The 16,766-nt window shown below is 64.8% G+C and carries 15 protein-coding genes; all 15 read left to right on the forward strand.

All coding sequences use genetic code 11. From position 1 onward, the window contains the following. Positions 1-15 precede the first annotated feature (15 nt). The 15 genes from ACP8LP_RS04160 (at position 16) to ACP8LP_RS04230 (ending at position 16,765) form a co-directional block, all read left to right on the forward strand. Positions 16-372, forward strand: coding sequence for an RNA polymerase-binding protein RbpA (locus tag ACP8LP_RS04160; protein ID WP_016667362.1), 357 nt, complete (start codon positions 16-18; stop codon positions 370-372). Next, positions 369-1,826, forward strand: a complete 1,458-nt coding sequence (locus ACP8LP_RS04165; RefSeq protein WP_063279984.1) for a bifunctional folylpolyglutamate synthase/dihydrofolate synthase — start codon at positions 369-371, stop codon at positions 1,824-1,826. Before ACP8LP_RS04160 ends, ACP8LP_RS04165 begins: the two co-directional genes overlap by 4 nt. Beyond that, positions 1,823-2,209 (forward strand): DUF4233 domain-containing protein, encoded by a 387-nt coding sequence (locus ACP8LP_RS04170; RefSeq protein WP_063279983.1) that lies wholly within the window; start codon positions 1,823-1,825, stop codon positions 2,207-2,209. The genes ACP8LP_RS04165 and ACP8LP_RS04170 overlap by 4 nt, the downstream gene beginning before the upstream one ends. 32 nt (positions 2,210-2,241) lie before the next feature. Continuing rightward, on the forward strand, positions 2,242-2,658 hold the full coding sequence (gene ndk / locus ACP8LP_RS04175; RefSeq protein ID WP_004811748.1) for a nucleoside-diphosphate kinase: 417 nt from the start codon (positions 2,242-2,244) through the stop codon (positions 2,656-2,658). A gap of 43 nt (positions 2,659-2,701) precedes the next feature. After that, positions 2,702-4,654: a TIGR03960 family B12-binding radical SAM protein gene (locus tag ACP8LP_RS04180; RefSeq protein ID WP_484483291.1), complete on the forward strand. Its 1,953-nt coding sequence runs from the start codon at positions 2,702-2,704 to the stop codon at positions 4,652-4,654. Positions 4,655-4,656: 2 nt separating this feature from the next. Next, positions 4,657-5,397, forward strand: a complete 741-nt coding sequence (locus tag ACP8LP_RS04185; protein WP_484483292.1) for a TIGR03936 family radical SAM-associated protein — start codon at positions 4,657-4,659, stop codon at positions 5,395-5,397. A gap of 602 nt (positions 5,398-5,999) precedes the next feature. Then, positions 6,000-8,507 carry an Rne/Rng family ribonuclease gene (locus ACP8LP_RS04190; RefSeq protein WP_334338638.1) on the forward strand — a complete coding sequence of 836 codons (2,508 nt, stop codon included), beginning with the start codon at positions 6,000-6,002 and terminating at the stop codon, positions 8,505-8,507. A 159-nt stretch (positions 8,508-8,666) separates the two neighbouring features. Next, positions 8,667-8,975 (forward strand): 50S ribosomal protein L21, encoded by a 309-nt coding sequence (gene rplU, locus ACP8LP_RS04195; protein ID WP_002515641.1) that lies wholly within the window; start codon positions 8,667-8,669, stop codon positions 8,973-8,975. An 11-nt stretch (positions 8,976-8,986) separates the two neighbouring features. Beyond that, complete coding sequence (rpmA, locus tag ACP8LP_RS04200) at positions 8,987-9,256, forward strand: 50S ribosomal protein L27 (protein ID WP_004811744.1); 270 nt, start codon at positions 8,987-8,989, stop codon at positions 9,254-9,256. A 199-nt stretch (positions 9,257-9,455) separates the two neighbouring features. Beyond that, entirely contained in the window at positions 9,456-10,142 is a 687-nt protein-coding gene (locus tag ACP8LP_RS04205; protein WP_063280004.1) for a hypothetical protein, read from the forward strand. A gap of 100 nt (positions 10,143-10,242) precedes the next feature. Next, positions 10,243-10,854, forward strand: a complete 612-nt coding sequence (locus ACP8LP_RS04210) for a TetR/AcrR family transcriptional regulator (RefSeq protein WP_063279979.1) — start codon at positions 10,243-10,245, stop codon at positions 10,852-10,854. Between the two features lie 74 nt (positions 10,855-10,928). Further along, entirely contained in the window at positions 10,929-12,719 is a 1,791-nt protein-coding gene (locus tag ACP8LP_RS04215) for an MDR family MFS transporter (protein ID WP_063279978.1), read from the forward strand. Positions 12,720-12,821: 102 nt separating this feature from the next. Continuing rightward, on the forward strand, positions 12,822-14,339 hold the full coding sequence (gene obgE / locus ACP8LP_RS04220; RefSeq protein WP_063279977.1) for a GTPase ObgE: 1,518 nt from the start codon (positions 12,822-12,824) through the stop codon (positions 14,337-14,339). After that, the gene (gene proB, locus ACP8LP_RS04225) at positions 14,332-15,465 is read left to right on the forward strand and encodes a glutamate 5-kinase (protein WP_016667373.1); all 1,134 of its coding nucleotides are present in this window, start codon (positions 14,332-14,334) and stop codon (positions 15,463-15,465) included. The genes obgE and proB overlap by 8 nt, the downstream gene beginning before the upstream one ends. Positions 15,466-15,517: 52 nt before the next feature. Next, a complete protein-coding gene (locus ACP8LP_RS04230) occupies positions 15,518-16,765 on the forward strand; it encodes a glutamate-5-semialdehyde dehydrogenase (protein WP_063279976.1) in 1,248 nt (415 codons plus the stop codon). Position 16,766: the final 1 nt, after the last annotated feature.

The raw sequence follows: 16,766 nt of genomic DNA on the forward strand, positions 1-16,766 counted from the left end.
GAGGAGAGTGAACGAATGTCAGGTGGAAGCGCCATCCGTGGAAGTCGCGTCGGTGCCGGCCCCATGGGAGAGGCAGAGCGCGGCGAGGCTGCCCCCCGCGAGTACGTCTCCTACTTCTGCGCCAACCACCACGTGATCCGCCCGGCCTTCTCGGCCGAGGCAGAGGTCCCCGACACCTGGGATTGCCCGAAGTGCGGTCTGCCGGCCAACCGTGATCAGGCCAATCCTCCTGCTCCGCCGAAGATCGTGCCTTACAAGACCCATCTGGCTTATGTGAAGGAGCGCCGCAGCGAGGCCGAGGCCGCTGCCATCCTCGCCGAGGCGCTGGAGAACCTGCGTCAGCGTCGCCGTGATGGCGAGGTCATCTATTGAGCAGCCATGACCAGCTCGTGGCAGAGCTGACCGCTCGTTGGCCAGAGCACCGCATCGGTCCCGGCCTTGACCGGGAACGTGCCCTTCTCGACCTGCTGGGCAACCCACAGCAGGCCTGCCCTGTCATCCAGATTGCCGGCACCAACGGCAAGGGATCGACGGCCATCATGATCGACTCGCTGCTGCGGTCCGCCGGTCTGCGGGTGGGACGTTACTGCTCCCCACATCTGGTCGACGTCACCGAGCGCATCTGCATCGACGGTCGTCCCGTCAGCCGCGAGCTGTTCGACGAGACCTGGCGTCAGATCGAGCCGATGGTGGCCATGGTCGACGGTCAGCACATCGACGGCATCCAGATGACCTTCTTCGAGGTCGTAACGGCCATGGCCTTCGCGGCTTTTGCGGATGCCCCGGTGGACGTCGCTGTGGTCGAGGTCGGTCTGGGAGGACGCTGGGATGCCACCAACGTTGCCGACGCAACTGTTGCGGTCGTCACCCCTGTCGCCATGGACCACATGCACATCCTTGGCAACACCATCGATAAAATTGCCGCTGAGAAGGCGGGAATCATCAAACCAGGTTGCACTCCGGTCATTGCTGGCCAGGAGCCGGAAGCCGCGCCGATCTTGCTTGCCCAGTGCACCGACGCCGGCGTCAAGCCGCTGCTGGAGGGCCCGGACTGGGGCCTGTTGGACCGCCGCAGTGCCCTCGGCGGCCAGGTGCTGCGTGTTCAGACTGCTTCCGGGCCGCTGGGGGAGTTGTTCCTTCCGCTCTTCGGTGAACACATGGCTCACAACGCTGCCCAGGCTGTTGCGGCGACCGAGGCTCTCACCGGGCCGCTCAAGCCCGCCATCATCGAGCAGGGTTTGGCTGCTGTGGAGGCTCCAGCTCGTCTCGAGGTCGTCCGACGGTCTCCGCTCGTCATCCTCGACACTTTCCACAATCCCCACGGAGCGACGTCGGCGATGGCCGGGATGCGCGAGTCCTTCGAGACCGAGCCCCTCATCGCTGTCGTGGCGGCAATGGCCGACAAGGACATCGACGGGGTGCTGTCGGTGCTGTCGGACTCGGTGAGCCACGTCATCGTCACCTCGATGCCGGGCCTGCCGCGTGCCTTGAGTGTTGACGACTTGGCGGAGAAGGCCTCGGCCCATTGGGATGACGACCACCTTACCCGGATTGCGGACGTCCCCGAGGCCCTTGAGGAAGCCTTCCGCATCGCAGATGCGTCCGGGCCAGGGGCCGGTGTCCTCATCGCCGGATCGGTCGTGCTGGCGGGTCGTGCCAGGGCGATCCTGCGTCCCGACGGCACCATGCTTGACGCTCCGCAGACCGCCATCGTCGAGACCCCGGACCTGTCCCAGGAACAGATCGAGGCGATGGAGGGTCAGCGCCTCGACCCACTGCCTGACGATGACATGGTCACCGACATGAATGACGACGGAGGTTGGTGACGATGGCCGCGCAGCCCGGGATCGCAAGAGGAAGCTTCCTCACACTGCCCGCGGGCAACCCGATGACGAAGGTCGTGGTGAGTTTCCTGGCCTTTGAGGTCATCGTCTTCGGCCTGACGATCCCGGGCATGATCTTGGTCTCCGGCATCAGTGTGGCCATGTCAGTTGTCCTGGGATGTATCGGCATGGGCGCCTCGATCCTCTGCGCTGTTGGCGTCCCCCGCACGTGGGGATACCTGCTTGCATGGGCCCTGCAGATCTTTGGAATCCTGCTGGGGCTGGCCACCCCGATGATGTACGCCGTCGGGATCGTCTTCGCCGCGATTTGGGTGTCCATTATCGTGCTGGGTAGGCGCATTGACGGAAACCCCGAGGTCCGCTGAGGTCGCGATCCGCGCTGCGATAAGTTGGGGCCATGACTGACACGGAACGTACCCTGGTCCTGCTGAAGCCGGACGCCGTTGAGCGTCATCTCATTGGCGAGATCATCAGCAGGTACGAGGCCAAGGGTCTTATCGTGCGCGCAATGGAGCTGCGGACGATTGATGTTGATACTGCATCCAATCATTACGCCGAGCACGTCGGACGCGACTACTACCCGCCGCTGGAGGAGTTCATCACCTCCGGGCCGCTGGTCGCCCTGGTGCTCGAGGGACGCAAGGCCATCCAGGTCGTTCGCGCCATGAATGGCAAGACTGACTGCGCCGAGGCAGCTCCAGGAACAATTCGTGGCGATTACGGCACGCTCAAGAACCGCAACCTCGTCCACGCCTCTGACTGCCCGGAATCCGCCGAGCGCGAGATCGGCATCTGGTTCCCCGATCTGGTGTGATCTGGTTCCGTGATCCGGCCCGAACCGCTTACCATGACCGTTCGTGAGTACCCAGGATCTCCTCGGTAGGATTGAACCGCTGCTGGCCCGAGTCAACAAACCCATCCAGTACGTGGGTGGGGAGCACAACAGCATCGTCAAGGATTGGCAGGACGCTGACGTCCGCTGGGTCCTGATGTACCCCGACGCGTACGAGGTTGGCCAGCCCAATCAGGGCGTGGCCATCCTCTACGAGGTGCTCAATGAACGTGACTGGATCCTGGCTGAGCGCACCTACTCGGTGTGGCCGGACATGGAGAAGCAGATGAGGGCTGCTGGGATTCCTCAGTTCACCCTTGACGGGCACCGGCCGGTGCGCGATTTCGACGTCATGTCGGTCTCACTGTCGACGGAGTTGGGCTACACCAACATGCTCAATGCCATCAGTCTGGCCGGTATCCCCGTCCATCAGGTTGATCGCACCGATGACGACCCCATCGTCCTCATCGGCGGTCACGCCGCCTTCAATCCCGAACCCGTCGCCGACTTCATCGACGCCGCCGTCCTGGGGGACGGTGAGGAGGCCTCCCTGGAGATCTCCGAGATCATCCGGGGCTGGAAGGAGGAAGGCCGACCGGGCGGACGCGAAGGTCTGCTGGTGAGGCTTGCCGAGACCGGCGGGGTCTACGTACCTTCCTTCTACGACGTCGAATACCTCGACGACGGAACGATCGGTCGAGTTGCCCCTAATCGTCCGGAGGCACCGTTCACCGTCTCCAAACACACCGTCATGGACCTTGACGAGTGGCAGTATCCGAAGAAGCTCATCGTCCCGGTCGCCGAGACCGTCCACGAGCGCTACTCGGTGGAGATCTTCCGCGGCTGCACCCGTGGCTGCCGGTTCTGCCAGGCGGGCATGATCACCCGTCCGGTGCGCGAGCGATCCATCGACACGATCGCTCAGATGGTCGATAACGGCCTGCAGGCCACCGGTCTGGAAGAGGTCGGTCTGTTGAGCCTGTCGAGCGCCGACCACTCGGAGATTTCTGACATCACCAAGGGGCTTGCGGATCGCTACGAGGGGACGAATGTGTCCCTGTCCCTGCCGAGCACTCGCGTGGACGCCTTCAACATCGATCTTGCCAACGAGTTGAGCCGCAACGGTCGTCGTTCCGGTCTCACCTTCGCTCCCGAGGGAGGCTCGGAGCGGATGCGCCAGGTCATCAACAAGCAGGTGACCGAGGACGACCTCATCCGCACCGTTGCCACCGCATTCGGCAATGGTTGGCGTCAGGTGAAGCTGTACTTCATGTGCGGTCTGCCCACCGAGACCGACGAGGATGTGCTGGGAATCCACGACATGGCCTCCCACGTCATCGAGGCCGGTCGTGCTGCGGCCGGACGCAAGGACATTCGGTGCACGATCTCCATCGGCGGATTCGTGCCCAAACCTCACACCCCCTTCCAGTGGGCCGCCCAGGCATCTGCCGACGAGGTCGACCACCGCCTGTCCGTGCTACGAGATTCCATTCGCGCTGACCGCCAGTTCGGTCGGTCCATCGGCATGCGCTACCACGACGGGCGCCCCGGCATCATCGAGGGGCTGCTCTCGCGCGGTGACCGACGGGTCGGCAAGGTCATCGAGGCCGTCTGGCGTGACGGGGGAGTCTTCGACGGTTGGAACGAGTACTTCTCCTACGACCGGTGGGTGGCATGCTGTGAGCAGGAGCTCGAGCCGCTCGGTGTCTCCCTGGACTGGTTCACCACTCGTGAGCGTGATTACGAGGAAGTGCTGCCCTGGGACCATCTTGACTCCGGACTTGACCGCGACTGGTTGTGGGACGACTGGCAGGACGCCCTAGACGGCGAAGCCGTCGACGACTGCCGCTGGAACCCCTGCTACGACTGTGGGGTGTGCCCGCAGATGGGTACCGAGATCCAGGTGGGTCCGTCAGGGCATTCGCTCATCCCGCTGACCCCGGTCAACCCTGACCTCGCGCCGGCGAAGGAGGCCTGACGATGTCGAAGCGCGCCCAGAAGCAGCCCGAGCAGCAGGCCCCGCCGAAGCAGAGGTTGAGGATGCGGTACGCCAAGCGCGGCACCGTCAGGTTCACCTCCCATCGTGACTTCGCCCGCGCCTTCGAGCGAGCTCTCAACCGGGCCCACATTCCGATGGCGTACTCGTCGGGATTCAGCCCGCACCCGCGTATCTCCTACGCCAACGCCTCGGCTACCGGGGCGGCCTCGGAGGCCGAGTACCTCGAGGTGGCGTTGGCCGAGATCTGCGACCCGGACAAGGTCCTGACGGTCCTTGGCGCCGAAATGCCACCCGGCATGGAGGTGCTGGAAGTCGTCGAGACTGATCGCACCCCCTTCACCGAACTGTTGACGGCGTCGGCCTGGCTCATCGCGCCCGCTGGTGAGGTTGCGGAACTGGCCGAGGCCGTGGAAGCCGTCATGACAGCCGAGACCGTCGAGGTGGAGCGGATGACGAAGTCCGGTATGCGCACCTTCGACGTCCGTGCAGCTCTCATCGGTCTGGACGTCTCGGACGGGAAGCTGCGGCTCATGCTGCGTCACGTCACTCCGTTGGTTCGGCCGGATGACGTACTGCGTGCGTTGGCCGAGAAATGCCCGGCGCTGGACGTTGACGCCGCGCGGGCAACGCGACTGGCTCAGGGCGCCTGTGACGAGGATGCCAGCGGGGTTTCGACGGTCCTGGCCGACCCGTTTTCCAGGGCTGCCGTAACGGTGTGGTGACGTCGTCGTCACCTGGCATCGACCCCTGTGACGTGACATACTGGGACTCAGGTGAACGGGGTGCCACCCCACTCGACGGTTCTTACCGCGACGCCGAGAGGCGACCGCGGGGGACTCGAGGGCTCACCGAAAGCTTTTGCCCCATGCCGGGGATGACGCCGTCAGTTCAGCGCGAGGCGTTTGCACACGTCTGCGGAAGGATTTTCGCAGGGCCGTACCCGGGTGGGCACTGACCGTGCCGAAAGGCCAAGGAGAGCACAATGCTCGACGAGACTGACAACACCACATTGAATTCTGACGAGAATTCCACCGCTGAGATTCCCGCTTCTCGACGCCGTCGGGCCGCATCGCGTCCTGCCGGGGCTCCTGCCCAAGGCGAGACCGCGAGCGCCTCGGTGACGATCACCGCTGCCGGTACCGGCGGCTCCGTCATCACCTCCGACGCCGAGGCATCCGACCTTCCTCGCCCTCCGATGGGACGCCGTCGCAAGGCCGCCAAGGCTGAGACCCTCAAGGTCGAGGAATCCAGGAAGACCGAAACCCCGAAGACTGAGGACCCCAAGGCTGCCGAGACGAAGACCGAGGACACGATGTCCGAGGAGATGACGACCGGGGCCGAGAAGCCGCGTCGCACCCGTACCCGCCGCAATGGCGACTCCGCTGCCAAGTCGACCCGGACGAGGACCAGGAGCACCCGCGCGGCCGCCGAGAACGAGTCCCCGTCCGAGGTTGACAACACCGAGTCCGCCACTGAGACGAACGAGGATTCCGGGACCCGCACCACCCGTCGTGGCGCATCTGAGACCGCTCCGTCCGTCGAGACCGAGCGTGGAACCTCCCAGCGTCGTCGCGCCACTCGCCGTCGTTCCTCCCGGGCTTCTGACAAGTCCGAGGAAAATACCGAGGGCAAGGCGACCATCACGGATGCCAAGGATGACAAGAGTGCCAAGAACAAGGGATCTGACGACGATCCCATCAATGCCGCGTTGACCAAGGCCAAGGCCCAGGCCCGTAGTCACAAGGTTGAGGGAACCCTGGCCAATCCCTTCGGGCTCAAGGACGGTGAGGAGCGCTCGGCCAGCGACATCCTCGACTCCTTGGCCGTCGAGATCGGAGGGGGAGAGGCCGCGGTGCCGAAGAAGCGTCGCCGTCGCGCCACTCGTCCGTCCGAGGCTGGCAATCACGCTGAGGAGACCGCCGAGAAGACCGAGGAGGCAGCCGAGGTCGAGCCTGAGAAGGGCAAGGGCGAGGCCAAGGACCGAAAGGGCTCTAGCGAGAAGAACGAGAAGTCGGACGAGAAGACTGCTGATTCCGTCGAGGAGGAGACGACCTCCGAGTCCGAGGACACCACCTCCGAGGAGGAAGGCCAGAACCGTCGTCGCCGTCGTCGGGGTGGACGTCGTCGTCGGCGCAGCGAGGACACCGGGGACAACACTTCGGCGGGCGAGTCGGACGACGATGACGACTCGGGGAACAGCTCTGAGAATGGCTCGGAGTCCCGGAATTCGGATACCACCCGTCGTCGTCGCCGTCGTCGCCGCCGCCGTGGTGAGGACATCAGCGGTTCTGACGACGATCCCAGCGAGGTCGTCATCAAAGTTCGTGAGCCGCGCTCGCGTCAGTCGGTGGCTGACGAGGTCACCGGCATCGAGGGCTCGACTCGTATGGAGGCCAAGAAGCAGCGTCGTCGTGAGGGGCGTGCCGCCGGTCGCCGACGCAGCGCGGTCATCACCGACGCCGAATTCCTGGCTCGCCGCGAATCGGTGGACCGCAAGATGGTCGTCCGTCAGTCCGACGAGTACTCGCAGTTGGCGGTGCTGGAGGACGGCGTCCTCGTCGAGCACTACGTCGACCGTGCCTCGGCCGCGTCCTCGATCGGCAGCATCTACCTGGGCAAGGTCCAGAACGTCCTGCCCTCGATGGAGGCCGCGTTCATCGACATCGGCCGTGGTCGCAACGCCGTGCTCTACGCCGGCGAGGTCGACTGGGCCAAGTACGGCAAGGAGGGTGAGGACAAGCGCATCGAGCATGCCCTGAAGTCGGGAGACCAGGTCCTGGTGCAGGTCACCAAGGACCCGGTGGGTGCCAAGGGTGCTCGTCTGACCAGTCACATATCGGTGCCTGGACGCTTCGTCGTCTACTCGCCCGGCGGTCATCTCTCGGGAATCTCCCGCAAGTTGGCCGACTCCGAGCGCAAGCGCCTCAAGAAGATCGTCGAGAACAACATCCCGTCGGATGCCTCCGTCATCGTGCGCACTGCCGCAGAGGGGGCCACCGAGGAGGATCTCGTCCGCGACATCAACCGTCTCAAGGCTCAGTGGGAGGTCATCGAGCGCAAGGCCAGCACCAGCAAGGCGCCGCTCATGCTGTACTCGGAGCCGGACTTGACGGTGCGCATCATCCGTGACCTGTTCACCGCAGACTTCTCCGAGCTCGTCATCGCCGGCAACGGTGGCTCGGACGACGCTTACGACACCATCAAGGCCTATGTCGATCACGTCGCCCCGGAGATGGCCTCGCGCCTGACTCACTGGGAGGACGCCGATAAGGATCCCTTCGCTGAGCACCGCATCGACGAGCAGGTCGCCAAGGCCCTGGAGCGCAAGGTCTACCTGCCCTCGGGTGGGTCGCTGGTCATCGACCGCACCGAGGCCATGACGGTCATCGACGTCAACACCGGCAAGTTCACCGGATCTGCCGGCAACCTCGAGGCCACCGTCACCGCCAACAACCTGGAGGCGGCCGAGGAGATCGTCCGTCAGCTGCGGCTACGCGACATCGGCGGAATCATCGTCGTCGACTTCATCGACATGGTGTTGCCGACCAACCGTGAGCTCCTGGTCCGTCGCCTCACCGAGTGCCTGGGACGGGATCGCACCCGCCACCAGGTTGCCGAGGTGACGTCGCTGGGTCTGGTCCAGATGACCCGCAAGAAGATCGGCACCGGCCTGGCTGAGGCCTTCACTGAGGAGTGTGAGGCCTGTGGTGGCCGTGGCTACCACCGCTTCGACAAGCCGGTGGATTCCCAGGCCCCGGCCGATGGTGGTGAGCGTTCCAAGGGCCGTGGACGCGGTCGCAACGGCTCCTCTGGCAAGTCCCATTCCAAGTGAGGATGGGCCCGGATAAGGGCGGTGGACGGTCGTTTTGACCGTCCACCACAGGAAATGTAAAATGGGCAGCCGGTCCGGCGCGAGTCGTCGGTCAGGTTTGTCCGGGGCCGTTGGTTCCGGCCCCCGGAAATGTACGACAAGAACGAGAGTAGGTCAGGCGTGTACGCGATCGTGCGTAGTGGCGGCCGCCAGCACAAGGTGGCAGTGGGTGACGTCGTCGAGATCGACAAGGTCGCCGACGAGGCGGGCAGCAGCATCGAGCTGACCCCGCTCCTCGTGGTTGATGGCGAGTCCGTCACCTCCGACAAGGACGCGCTCGGAAAGGTCAAGGTCACCGCTGAGGTTCTCGGCGAGACCAAGGGCCCGAAGATCCGCATCCTCAAGTACAAGAACAAGACCGGCTACAAGAAGCGCCAGGGGCACCGTCAGAAGTACACCCAGGTCAAGGTCACCGGAATCGAAGGCTGAGGTAGACAGACATGGCACACAAGAAGGGCGCGTCCTCTTCGCGCAACGGTCGTGACTCCAACGCTCAGCGTCTCGGCGTGAAGCGTTTCGGCGGTCAACTCGTCAACGCTGGCGAGATCATCGTGCGTCAGCGCGGCACTCACTTCCACCCCGGTGACGGGGTTGGCCGCGGTGGCGACGACACCCTCTTCGCCCTGCGTGACGGCAATGTCGAGTTCGGCACCCGTCGTGGCCGCAAGATCGTCAACGTGAACCCCGTGGAGGTCCCGGTCGAGGCCTGAGTCCCCACGACACAGATGTTGATCGGCCCCCGCCCTTGAGGTGGGGGCCGATCTGCGTCTGGGGGATCGATCTGAGCGGAATCGGGAATTCGGTACCTGAGCATTTGTGTGCCCGCGACTTGGCGGAACCTGAGAATTATGCCGGGGATTGCGACTGTCGTCGGATCCTCGCAGCGACCGTGGTCGCCACTGTGCCGCGATCGCTGGAAGTGACGAAATGGCGACCTACTCTCAAAACTTGGTCGTTATCGACCCTGTGACGATGGGAGATCAGAGAACCGTGGGTAATCGGATATTCAGCGAGGACGAGAGGTGGCTGTACCGGATCGAGCCGGGGTCGGACGCGCCGACCTTGGTGTCGACGGGGTCGATGCCCAGGATTACCGCGCCGCTGGCACCGATTCGTTCCTCTCGGCCCGCCGCAGCTGAGTCTCACAACCCTCGGGCTGCCCAAGCGGCACCCGCGCAGAAGGCCGAGCCCCGTCACCGGTGGCCTCGACCCTATGAGGTGGCGGCTGGTGCCTGCGCCTCGGCCGTTGCGACCGGAGTCGTGGGAGGCCTGGGAATCGGCGGGACGATGATCGGCGCTGCCGTCACCAGCCTCGTCATCGCTCTGGGCGGTGCCTTCTTCACCAGATGGTTCTCCCGGACCCACGACAATGTCTCGGGAGCTCGTCAACGTCGAGGGATGTGGACTCGCATGGTCACAGTGGCCCTCGTCGTGAGTGTGTTCACGGTTGTCGTCGGGGTGCTGTGGTTGGCGCCATCGGTCGGTCAGGAAGCCGGATCCTGGGTGCATCGGGCCACCGGCTCGCTCGAGCAGTGGCGGGAGTCAGCCCAACGTGCCTGGCCCTATCTCAAAGCTGCCTGGCACGCCTTCCGGTGAACCTTCTCACGCCATCGTTCACCGAGGGCGTGACCCTTTGTGTACTGAGTGCAGGTTCTGCACTTGATGCAGACACTGCACTCAGTGCAAAATTGTGAGTGTGACTTCACCAACAGCAATCCGCACTCAGGGCGTCATTCGCCGTGCTGCAATGGAATTGGCGGTCGAGAAGCCGGTGGACGAGGTCACAGTCGACGACATTGCCGAGCGTGCTGGGGTGTCGCGACGAACCGTGTTCAACCACTTCCCGTCCAAGTACGACGTCTATCTGCCTCCGGTGGTCGCCCACTCGGAGGAGGCCCTCGAGACCTTCGCGACGGACACCTCGACGTCACTGGCCGATGCCATTCGCACCCTGCTCGATGCCAGGTGGCGAAGCTTCGACGTCGACCTCGACGATCTGCGAGAGCTCATGAGAATCAGCAGGGAGAGCACCGAGCTTCGGATGGCCCTCAAGGAGTCCGTTGACTGTCAACGCGCTGCCCTCATGGCGGCAGCTGCTCGCCGAATCGGCCGCTCCGAGGACTCTCTGGAAGTCCTTGCCCTCGTGGGCACCATCCAGGCGATGGAGCGCTCAGTCTTCCAAGCGGCCATGGTCCGTCCTGGGGCCAGTTCTGCCGAGGTGGTCGGCACCTTTGACCGGGTCGTCGATGTCTGGGTCAGGCTGTCCGCGGAATTGGCCGGCGATCAGGTGTCGGTCTTGACGCCGTGAGCAGCGAGCTGACTCGTCACAACCTGCGCGACAACGCGCCCCGCACTTCCCATCCAACATCAGAAAGCTGTAACATGTCTGCAACTGCTGCCGATCCTGAGGCTGCCAAGTTCAAACCAGACCGCCGATTCTGGGTTGTCTATCTCTGCCTCATGATGGTGATGTTCCTGTCCTCCCTGGACCAGACGATCGTCGCCACCGCTCTGCCGACCATTGTCGGTGACCTGTCCGGCGTCGAGCACATGGCGTGGGTCATCACCGCGTACACCCTGGCCATCACCGTCGGTATGCCGCTGTATGGCCGTCTCTCCGACCTCATCGGTCGTAAGGCCCTCTACCTCATCGCCATTGGTCTGTTCCTGCTGGGGTCTGCCCTGTGCGGCACCGCCGGCACCATGATCACCTTCATTTTCTTCCGCTTCATCCAGGGCCTGGGTGGCGGTGGCCTCATGATCTTGTCCCAGGCCATCACCGGCGACCTCATCCCACCGCGCGTTCGTGCCGCCTACATGGCGCCGATGGGCGCGATGTTCGGTGTGTCCTCGGTGCTCGGCCCGCTGCTGGGCGGCTGGCTCACCGACTCGATCTCCTGGCGCTGGGTGTTCTGGATCAATCTGCCGCTGGGTGTCGTGGCCTGGGTGGCCTGCCTCTTCGCCCTCAAGCTACCCAAGCATGAGCTGACGACGAAGATTGACTGGCTAGGTCTGACCCTTATGGACGTCGGCGCCGTGGCCATCGTGCTGGTGGCCACCTGGGGCGGTTCCCAGTACCACTGGCTGTCCTGGCAGATCATCGGCCTGGGCGTCGTCGCGGTCGTGGCGTGGGCTGTGCTGCCCGTCGTCGAGTGTCGGGTCGAGGATCCGGTGCTGCCGCTGGAGCTGTTCCACAACCGCACCTTCGTCGTCTCGACGATCATCGGAATGCTCGCCATGGGCGCCATGTTCGGTGTGCTGGCCTATCTGCCGACCTACATGCAGATGACCTACGGCTACTCGGCCACGGTGTCTGGTCTACTGCTCATCCCCATGACGATCGGTATTCTGTTGGCCTCGACGGTGACTGGCCTGTTGACCTCCCGGATAGGTCGTTACCGCATCTTCATCATCATCGGCCCGATCGTCGCTGCCGGTGGCATGACGCTGATGTCGACCCTGAACCAGGACTCCCCGGTCTGGCGGATCATGGGCGACACCTTCGTCCTCGGTCTGGGCATGGGTATGTTCTTTCAGCTGCTCGTCATGGCGGTCCAGAACGACGTCCGCCCAACCCTGCTGGGAACGGCCACCAGCCACAACAACTTCTTCCGTCAGATCGGTGTGTGCCTGGGCTCTTCTCTTATCGGCGTGGCCTTCACCACCCGCCTGACCAATCGTGTCACGGACCTGTTCACCTCCCTGGCCACCAGCAAGGATCCGACCGTTCTCAAGGCGCTGGGCTCGATGAGCTCGCACAGCCACGCCGCAGCCTCGCTGACCCCGGGTGCCGTCAATCAGATGCCTGACGCCATTCGGGACGGTATCGTCCAGGCCTACGTCAACTCCCTGACCCCGCTGTTCCTGTGGATGGCCCCGATGGTTGCTGTAGCAGGTCTGCTGGCCTTCCTCCTCAAGGACGTGCCGCTGTCCCACCACACTGGTATCCAGATGCGCGCCGCGTCTGAGTCCAGGGAGAGAACTTCTCAGGAGACTTTGGCAGCCTCCGGTGACGCCGTGGAGATTCCTTCCCAGGACGCCCGCGCTGAGGCTCCGGACGGCTCGGAGAGGGACGAGCCCTCCGGTACGCCACGGCATACCGCAGATGCCGTGAAGGTTGAAGGAGCTCCGCCGCGTCGAGCTGCTGGACCGGAACGACCAGCACAGGCCTGACAGTTCGGGACGCGCCACCTGGAAGGGGTGGCGCGTCCCGGCGTCTAGACTTGTGATCCACCCTGGGCCAGACGGCCCGACCCCATCTTCGAGGAGCAGAACATGGCCATCCCGTCCTTCGTCGACCGCGCGACGCTGACCGCCGTGGCGGGCAAGGGGGGACACGGCTGCGCCTCCGTCAGACGTGAGAAGTTCAAGCCGTTGGGCGGCCCCGATGGTGGCAACGGCGGTCATGGCGGGTCGGTCATTCTGCGCGTCGACCCCCAGGTGACGACCCTGGTCGACTATCACTGGCAGTCCACTCGCAAGGCCACCAACGGAGAGCCCGGACGCGGTGACAACCAAGCCGGGGCCAACGGCTCCGACATCGTCCTGGGTGTTCCCGAGGGCACGGTCGTCTCCGACGCCGACACCGGCGAGCCACTGGGAGACCTCGTCGGAGCGGGATCCGAGCTCGTCGTCGCGGCCGGTGGTCGTGGTGGTCTCGGCAATGCCGCGCTGGCCAACTCGGCGCGCAAGGCCCCCGGCTTCGCCTTGCTCGGTGAGGCCGGGGAGGAGCGCAAGGTCCTGCTCGAGCTCAAGGTCGTCGCCGACATCGGCCTGGTGGGATTCCCCTCGGCCGGAAAGTCCAGCCTCATCGCGGCGATCTCGCGAGCCAAGCCGAAAATTGCCGATTATCCCTTCACCACCCTGGTGCCGAATCTTGGCGTGGTCGTCGCAGGGGAGACGACCTACACCGTCGCGGACGTGCCCGGCCTCATCCCGGGAGCCTCGCTGGGCAAGGGTCTTGGCTTCGACTTCCTGCGCCACATCGAGCGCTGCCGGGCCATCGTCCACGTCATCGACTGCGCCACCTACGAGCCGGGTCGCGACCCTGTCACCGACCTCGACGTCATCGAGGGGGAGCTTGCTGCCCATGGTGGCCTGGAGGATCGTCCACGTCTGGTGGTGCTCAACAAAGTTGACGTCCCAGACGCCGCTGACCTGGCCGACATCGTCTTCGACGATGTCGGCAAGCGTGGCTGGGCGGTCTTCCGTGTCTCGACGAAGTCCGGAGAGGGGCTCAACTCCCTCAAGTTCGCCATGGCCGATCTGGTCGAGAAGGCTCGCGAGGACGAGCCCGAACCCGAGCCGGAGCGGATCGTCATCCGGCCCAGGCCCAAGGAGGAGGGCCCGGCCTTCTCCATCAAGCGTCAGGGCGACGGTGAGGGCGGTTTCTTGTGGCGTGTGACCGGTGACAAGCCGGCTCGTTGGGTCGCTCAGACTGACTTCAACAACCCGGAGGCCGTCGGCTACCTGTCGGATCGCCTCAACCGCCTGGGCGTCGAGGAGGAGCTGCTGGCCATGGGGGCCATTGCCGGTGACGCCGTCGCCGTCGGTGGTGAGGACGCCGTCATCTTCGACTTCGCCCCGCAGATCGAGTCGGGTGCCGAGCTGTTGTCCCGCCGCGGTGAGGACCAGCGTCTGGAGACCGAGCGTCCCTCGGCCACCCGTCGTCGCGAGATGGATCGCGAATATCACCGCGCCCGTGAGGAATACGGCCAGGTAGGCCGCGATCCACGGGGTGAGTCGTGGCGTGCCCGCGTCGCCGAGGATGAGCGGTTCGAGAGCCGTGACTGATCAACGTCGAGTCATTTCCGCGGCCACCACTGTGGTGGTCAAGATCGGATCATCCTCGTTGACCCTGCCCGGCGGCGGGATCGATGTTCGCCGTGTCGACGAGCTGGTCGACGTGCTTAGCGAGGTCGTCGCGGACGGCAAGCGGGTCGTCCTGGTGAGCTCAGGAGCCATCGCCACCGGGTTCCCAGCGATGGGAATGACCCACCGCCCACGGAGCGTGGCCGGCAAGCAGGCGGCAGCCTCGGTCGGGCAGGGAATCCTGCTGGCCCACTACACGTCACGTTTTGCCAGCCACGGGTTGCGGGTCGGACAGGTACTGCTGACCGTCAATGACCTGGTCCGCCCCACCTCCTATCGAAATGCCTGGTCGACCCTGGACACCCTGCTCGAGCTGGGAGTCGTGCCAATCGTCAACGAGAACGACACCGTTGCCACCGGGGAGATCAAGTTCGGCGACAACGACCGACTCGCTGCCCTGGTGGCTGAGTTGGTGCGCGCTCAGGCCCTCGTGCTGCTGTCTGACGTCGACGCCCTTTACACCGCTCATCCGGATTCCCCGGACGCCCGTCGTCTGGATGTCGTCGAGGACATTGACGCGCTGGAGATCGACACCCACAAGGCCGGATCCGGGGTCGGTACCGGGGGCATGACGACGAAGCTGGAGGCCGCCCGAATGGCCACCAGCGCGGGGGTCCCTGTGGTGCTCGCATCGGCTTCGGACGCCCGTGGCGTCCTGGGTGGGGCAGCCGTGGGCACCTACTTCCGACCGATGGCGACGCGGCGGTCCCGGCGTCTGCTGTGGCTGGCCGACGCCGCTACCCCGCAGGGCCAGATCGTCATCGACGAGGGGGCCGTCGAGGCCCTCACCACACGCCATTCGTCGTTGTTGGCGGTGGGTGTCACTCGGGTTCACGGGGATTTCCAGGCGGGTGATCCGGTGACGATCCTAGCCCCGGACGGTCGGCTCGTCGGGCGCGGCATCGCTCAGTTCTCCCATGACGAGGTGCGCGTGATGAGAGGACGTTCGAGCGCCTGGCTGGCCGCGGAAATGGGCCCGGCGGCGTCCCGGGAGATCATCCATCGCGACGCCATGGTGTTGAGCCGTCGTCGAACTACCAAGAAGTGACTCACCGTCGCTGTGGTCACCATGGTGGTGTTGCCCACCTGACGAATACCATGTGGCCATGAGCTCGCGAGTCATCGAACAGGCCAAGGCTGCCCGATCTGCTGCCACGGTGTTGCGTCGGCTGCGTCGCATCGACAAGGACGACCTGCTGATGGCCATGGCCGCCGGGTTGCGCAAGAACGTCGACGACATCCTGGCCGCCAACCGTGCCGATGTCGATCGTGGCCGTGAGGACGGGATGGACGAGGCCATTGTCGACCGTCTCACCCTCACCCCGGAACGGGTCGAGGGAATGGCCGTCGGCCTGGAAGGGGTCGCTCGGCTCGACGACCCCGTCGGTGAGGTCGTGCGTGGCTGGCACACCCCGCTGGGAGTCAAGGTGGAGCAGGTCCGGGTGCCGATCGGCGTCATCGGGATCATCTACGAGGCTCGTCCCAATGTCACCTCTGACGCCGCCGGTATCTGCCTCAAGTCCGGCAACGCTTGCCTGTTGCGAGGATCGTCCTCGGCTCTGGAGTCCAACCGTGCCGTCATCGCGGCGATGCGCTCCCGGTTGCCCGAGGAAATCCGTGAGGCGGTGCAGCTCGTCGAGGGTGGCCATGAGGTCACCGACGAGCTCATGGCTGCCCGTGGGGACGTCGACCTGCTCATTCCGCGTGGTGGGGCCGGGCTCATCAACGCCGTCGTCTCCGGGGCCGAGGTGCCCGTCATCCAGACCGGAACCGGCAACTGCCACCTCGTCATCGACGCTAGTGCCGATGTGGAGATGGCGATCAGCATCGCCGTCAATGCCAAGACGCAGCGTCCCAGTGTGTGCAATGCCATCGAGACGGTGCTGGTGCATCGGGGAATTGCGGACACCGCAGTGCCGCTGCTGGTGGACGCCATGAGCGATCGCGGAGTGACGGTGCATGGCGATGAGGACAGTATTCGGCTGGATCCCCGCATCGTGCCGGCCAAGCCCGATGAGTACGACGACGAGTACCTGTCCCTGGACCTCGCGCTGCACATCGTCGACGACCTGGAGGAGGCCGTCGACCACATCGCCAAGCACGGTTCGGGCCACTCGGAGACGATCGTCACAAGGTCGATGACCTCCCAGGAGTTCTTCACCTCCAGCGTCGATGCCGCGGCGGTGCTGGTGAACTGCTCCAGCCGGTTCGTCGATGGCGGGGAGTTCGGATTTGGTGCCGAGATCGGTATTTCCACCCAGAAGCTCCATGCCCGCGGACCGATGGGTCTGTGGGAGATGACGACGACGACCTACGTCTTGCAGGGAGACGGTCAGACCCGTCCGTGAG

The sequence above is a fragment of the Cutibacterium sp. LaCa_89 genome (assembly GCF_058177555.1).

Coding starts and splice junctions, on each gene's coding strand:
- ACP8LP_RS04185 (WP_484483292.1), top strand. CDS start 4,657: ATGTCGAAGCGCGCCCAGAAGCAGCCCGAGCAGCAGGCCCCGCCGAAG.
- ndk (WP_004811748.1), top strand. CDS start 2,242: ATGACTGACACGGAACGTACCCTGGTCCTGCTGAAGCCGGACGCCGTT.
- ACP8LP_RS04160 (WP_016667362.1), top strand. CDS start 16: ATGTCAGGTGGAAGCGCCATCCGTGGAAGTCGCGTCGGTGCCGGCCCC.
- ACP8LP_RS04215 (WP_063279978.1), top strand. CDS start 10,929: ATGTCTGCAACTGCTGCCGATCCTGAGGCTGCCAAGTTCAAACCAGAC.
- ACP8LP_RS04190 (WP_334338638.1), top strand. CDS start 6,000: ATGACGACCGGGGCCGAGAAGCCGCGTCGCACCCGTACCCGCCGCAAT.
- rpmA (WP_004811744.1), top strand. CDS start 8,987: ATGGCACACAAGAAGGGCGCGTCCTCTTCGCGCAACGGTCGTGACTCC.
- obgE (WP_063279977.1), top strand. CDS start 12,822: ATGGCCATCCCGTCCTTCGTCGACCGCGCGACGCTGACCGCCGTGGCG.